This window comes from Rossellomorea oryzaecorticis (genome assembly GCF_038405515.1).
In the GTDB taxonomy this organism is placed as follows: Bacteria; Bacillota; Bacilli; order Bacillales; family Bacillaceae_B; genus Rossellomorea; species Rossellomorea oryzaecorticis_A.
The window spans coordinates 1-444 of the sequence record NZ_JBBYAF010000107.1 but is presented as its reverse complement, the minus strand read 5'-3'; the positions used below and the strand labels follow the sequence as shown (position 1 = coordinate 444).

Annotated in this window: 3 tRNA genes and 1 rRNA gene; all 4 read right to left on the bottom strand. The window is 48.4% G+C overall.

Annotated elements, in window-relative coordinates:
• Positions 1–15 precede the first annotated feature (15 nt).
• Positions 16–91: transfer RNA gene (locus AAEO50_RS21310), tRNA-Lys, on the bottom strand.
• Positions 92–118: 27 nt separating this feature from the next.
• Positions 119–194: transfer RNA gene (locus tag AAEO50_RS21305), tRNA-Thr, on the bottom strand.
• A 73-nt stretch (positions 195–267) separates the two neighbouring features.
• Positions 268–343, bottom strand: a tRNA-Val gene (locus AAEO50_RS21300).
• 7 nt (positions 344–350) lie between these two features.
• A 5S ribosomal RNA gene (rrf, locus tag AAEO50_RS21295) occupies positions 351–444 on the bottom strand; the annotation flags it as partial.

The following is a 444-nucleotide window of genomic DNA, read 5'->3' as shown; positions in this document are numbered from 1 at the left end:
TTTTGCAAAAATCTATGGTGAGCCATGAAGGACTCGAACCTTCGACCCTCTGATTAAAAGTCAGATGCTCTACCAACTGAGCTAATGGCTCATAACACAATGATGAGTAAAACCAAAATGGTGCCGGCAAGAGGACTTGAACCCCCAACCTACTGATTACAAGTCAGTTGCTCTACCAGTTGAGCTACACCGGCATATTAATTTAGAGTTTGTCTCTTAGTAGAGGATGGAAAGATCTTTTGCTCCGCTGCACTTTGCAAAAATCTATGGTGGAGGATGACGGGATCGAACCGCCGACCCTCTGCTTGTAAGGCAGATGCTCTCCCAGCTGAGCTAATCCTCCATATAATGCCTGGCGACGTCCTACTCTCACAGGGGGAGATCCCCCAACTACCATCGGCGCTGAAGAGCTTAACTTCCGTGTTCGGCATGGGAACGGGTGTG